Below are 4,308 nucleotides of genomic sequence, written 5' to 3' on the forward strand. Positions count from 1 at the left end.
GGTCGCCGTGGGTGGCGGCGACGGGCAGATCAGGGGAAGGTGCCGCAAGTGAACGCTTGCGTTCACTACTGGGGACTCACTACGGTTGACGCGGCAGTGAACGCTACCGTTCACTAAAGCATTTGTGGGGGACCCATAGTGACGACCTCTCCGTTGATTCAGAACCAGAAACCGGGCGCGCCCCGCCGGGACGGGCATCCCGGCATCGCGCTCACCGTCATCGCGGCGTGCCAGCTCATGGTCGTACTCGACGCGACGATTGTGAACATCGCCCTCCCGCACATCCAAGACGCGCTCGCCTTCAGCACGACGGACCTCACCTGGGTGGTCAGCGCCTACACCCTGACCTTCGGCGGTCTGCTCCTGCTCGGTGCCCGCGCCGGCGACATCCTGGGCCGGCGCAGGGTGTTCATGGCCGGCATCCTGCTGTTCACCTTCGCCTCGCTGCTGGGCGGTCTGGCCCAGGAGCCCTGGCAGTTGCTGGCGGCGCGCGCGCTGCAGGGCGTCGGAGGGGCGATCGCCTCGCCGACCTCGCTGGCGCTCATCACCACCACCTTCCCCGAGGGCCCGGAACGGAACCGGGCCTTCGGCGTCTTCGCCGCCGTGTCCGCGGGTGGCGGAGCCATCGGTCTGCTCGCGGGGGGCATGCTCACCGAGTGGCTCGACTGGCGCTGGGTGCTGTTCGTCAACGTGCCGATCGGCCTCCTCATCGCCGTCCTCGCCCCGCTGTACATCAGGGAGTCCGAACGGCACCCCGGGCGCTTCGACATCGCGGGCGCCCTCACCTCCACGGTGGGAATGGCGTCCCTGGTCTACGGCTTCATCCGGGCCGCCGAGAAGGGCTGGCGCGACGAGGGCACCCTCGTCGCCTTCGGGATCGCCCTGGTGCTGCTGATCGCCTTCGTGTTCACGGAGATGCGCGCCAAGGAGCCGATCACTCCCCTGAAGATGTTCGCCGACCGCAACCGCTCCGGCACCTACGTGATCATGCTGAGCCTCGCCGCGGCCATGTTCGGCATGTTCTTCTACATCGTCCTGTTCGTGCAGAACGTGCTCGGCTACAGCCCGATCCAGGCGGGGCTCGCCTTCCTTCCCGTCACGGTCGCGATCGCCTTCGGCGCCGGTCTGTCGCAGCGATTCCTGCCAGTTCTGGGCCCCAAGCCGTTCATGCTCGGCGGCTCCTCGCTCGTGGTGGTCGGCCTGGTCTGGCAGACGTTCATCACTCCGGACAGTTCCTACGTCGGCGGCGTGCTCGGTCCGATGATCATGTTCGCCTTCGGCATGGGCCTGAACTTCGTGACGGCGACCGTCACCGCGGTGTCCGGCGTCAACCAGCACGAGGCGGGCGCCGCGTCCGGCCTGCTCAACGCCATGCAGCAGGTGGGCGGCTCGATCGGCCTGGCCCTCCTGACGACCGTCTTCGGCTCGGCCAGCACCTCCGAGGCCGAGAAGCAGGTGCCGAAGTTCCTTGCCGAGGGATCGGCGGCGCAGAAGGCCGACTTCGCGGCCACCCAGCAGTTGCCCGCCCCCTGGGGACACGAGGTCCTCGCCCACGGAATCTCGACGGCTTTCATCCCGGCCGCGGCGATGGGCCTGGTGGCCGTCGTGATCTCCGTGCTGGTCATCCGGGTCCGCAAGAGCGACCTGGAAGCACTCTCGGGCACCGCGGGCCCCATGGTCGGCTGACGGGACAGCGTCACGGACCGGCCGCGGACCGTCGTCGACAAACCTCGTGGACGTACGTCCGCGGCCGCCTGCCCGACCGCTCGCACCACCCGAGCCGATGCGCACGCGCCTCACGCGCACCCGTCCACCGAGCACGCCGACCGCGACCGCGGACACCAGCAGGACCAGCCATACCACCGCCGCCACTGACACCGACACCGACCCCATCGACCCCATGACCACCCCGCACCTCCACCGCAGCCGCCCGTCGCCCTGCCGCCTGTGCGCTCACACGTCGCACAGCGGATGCCCGAACAACGCACAGTCGGTCACGCAGAGTTCCCGTCAGACACACAGTGTTCACACCGGCGGGCAGGGAGAAGCGGGTGGTGTCCGTCGGCAGGCCGCTCAGCGGGACGTCCGGGCGGAGCCGCTCAAGAGGACCAGGGAACCCAGTCCGGGAATGTCTCCACTCGCTCCACCCAGGCCGCGGGAGGCCTCCCCGCCTTTCCGGAGGCGATGACGCCGCCCACGATGGCGCAGGTCGTGTCCACGTCGCCGCCGACCTGCGCGGTGGTCCAGAAGGCCTCCTCGTAATCGCCGAGGGAGCGGGCCGCGGACCAGAGCGCGAACGGGACGGTGTCATGAGCCGTCGTACGCCGTCCGCAGCCCAGGACCGCCGCGACGGTGCCGGCGTCGCCGTAGTCGAGCATGTCGCGGGCCCGCCGCAGCCCCGCGGTCACCGCGCTCTTGGGGATGAGGCCGATGACGCCTTCCAGGAGGGCGTCCGCGCCGGGCGGTCCTCCCGGCGCCGCTGCCAGCGCGGCGGCCGCGGCGACGGCCATGGCGCCGACCACGGCCTCCCGATGCTGGTGCGTGGGGTAGGCGGAGATCTCCGCCTGGTGGGTCGCCTGTTCGGGATCATCGGCGTACCAGGCGCCCAGGGGGGCGATCCGCATGGCGGCACCGTTGCCCCAGGAGCCCTGGCCGTTGAACAGGGCGGCGGCGAGTTCACGCCAGTCGCCGCCCTCCCGGACCAGTCGCAGCAGCCGGTTGACGGCGGGACCGTAGCCGCGGTCGAAGTCGTGGTGCGCGGCGAAGGAATGGGCCAGGGCGTCCTGGTCGATGCGGTGGTGGGTGGCCAGCACGGCGACGACGGAACAGGCCATTTCGGTGTCGTCCGTCCACTGCCAGTGGCCGGGCGGAAGTCCGCGGTGCTTGAGCAGCGGGTAGTGCGCGGGCACGAAGAACTGCGAGCCCAGCGCGTCCCCCACCGCGAGTCCGCGCAGGGCCCCGAGGGCGCGCGTCAGGCGTCCCTCGGGGGAGGAGTCAACGGTCATCGCTCTGCCACTCTCCAGTGATCCCGTACGGCTCCGGATCTCGCCAGCGGCCGAACGGCCGGTCGAGGGCGTACTTGCCGTCGTCCCCGAGAACGAGCATGCGCATCTCGGCGTTCCCCGGATTCGACAGGGACTCGAACTCGGCGACCGTCCAGTGGAACCAGCGCATGCAGAACAGCCGCATGGCCAGGCCGTGCGTCACGATCAGCACGTTCGGCGGGTGGTCGGGAGCCTCGAAACTGCGGAACAGGCTTTCCAGGAAGCCGCCGACCCGGTCGTACACGTCCGCCCCGCTCTCGCCCTGGACGAATCGGTAGAAGAAGTGCCCGTACGCGTCACGGTAGGCCTTCTGGAGGCGGACGTCGTCGCGGTCCTGCCAGTTGCCCCAGTCCTGCTCGCGCAGCCGTGGTTCCTCACGTACGCGAATCAGGTCGGGGTCGAGACGGAACTCACGGAGGGTCTCGTGCGTGCGCCGGTAGGGCGAGACGTACACGCTGACCCGCTCGTCTCCGAGCACCTCCCGCAACCGCTTGCCGGTCTCCTCCGCTTGTTGCCGGCCCCGCTCCGTGAGGGCCAGTGCGTGGTCGGGTTCACGCTCGTAGACGGTGTCATCAACATTGCCCGTTGACTCCCCGTGCCGGACAAGGACGATGCGCCGTGGTCTTGCCATGCGAAAACACTAGATCGGGTGGCGGCCGATCGAGCACTCGTACGGCCTCCATACGGCGTAGGTCACACGAAACCCGCACCGGGGGAGGCGTCCCGCAGGACAGGATCGGTGGATCCGGATCTCACACTGTCCAGGTGGGTTCCAGCTCGACGATGTCGCCGGTGAGGGCGGCGACATCCGCTTCCGTCTGTGCCCGCAGGGCCAGCCGCTCTATCCGTTCGGCGCGGTACTTGCCGTGTTCGGCCAGCGAACGCCACATCGACAGGACCAGGAACTCGTGGCCCGGCGCCTCGCCGAACATGCCGCGGATCATGCCGGGCGACCCGGCCATGGCCGGGTTCCACACCTTCTCCTGCATCAGCGTGAAGTGTTCGGCGCGTTCCTCATGGACCCGGCACAGGGCCACTCGCACCAGGTCGGAGTCGGTGAAGCGGGGTTCGAAGCCCGTCTTCACGTCGAACCGGTAGTCGAAGAGCCGGACCTGGGCGTCCTTGAAGGTACCCGCCTGGGTGGTCGCGAGCCGGTCGTGAGAACGCGCCATGAAGGAGTCGTAGAAGGCGCGGCTCTCCCAGAACGCGAAGACATGCGCGACCGAAGGTCGTCCCCTGCTCCAGCCCCCGCCCTGTCCCCGAA

General features: G+C 69.3%; 4 protein-coding genes. 1 reads left to right on the forward strand and 3 read right to left on the reverse strand.

Annotated features, from left to right (window positions below):
• Positions 1–138: 138 nt before the first annotated feature.
• On the forward strand, positions 139–1,686 hold the full coding sequence (locus BZL64_RS35415) for an MFS transporter (RefSeq protein WP_086773156.1): 1,548 nt from the start codon (positions 139–141) through the stop codon (positions 1,684–1,686).
• A gap of 413 nt (positions 1,687–2,099) precedes the next feature.
• Here BZL64_RS35415 and BZL64_RS35420 read toward each other — a convergent pair whose 3' ends face one another.
• The 3 genes from BZL64_RS35420 to BZL64_RS35430 all read right to left on the reverse strand — a co-directional run.
• Positions 2,100–3,005 (reverse strand): ADP-ribosylglycohydrolase family protein, encoded by a 906-nt coding sequence (locus tag BZL64_RS35420; RefSeq protein ID WP_086773157.1) that lies wholly within the window; start codon positions 3,003–3,005, stop codon positions 2,100–2,102.
• On the reverse strand, positions 2,995–3,675 hold the full coding sequence (locus BZL64_RS35425) for a histidine phosphatase family protein (protein WP_086773158.1): 681 nt from the start codon (positions 3,673–3,675) through the stop codon (positions 2,995–2,997). The genes BZL64_RS35420 and BZL64_RS35425 overlap by 11 nt, the downstream gene beginning before the upstream one ends.
• Before the next feature lie 121 nt (positions 3,676–3,796).
• Positions 3,797–4,308, reverse strand: a 512-nt coding sequence (locus BZL64_RS35430; protein WP_086773159.1) for a DUF4937 domain-containing protein, incomplete at its 5' end; no start/stop codon positions are given.

Source organism: Streptomyces bobili (assembly GCF_002154575.1).
GTDB classification, from domain to species: Bacteria; Actinomycetota; Actinomycetes; order Streptomycetales; family Streptomycetaceae; genus Streptomyces; species Streptomyces bobili.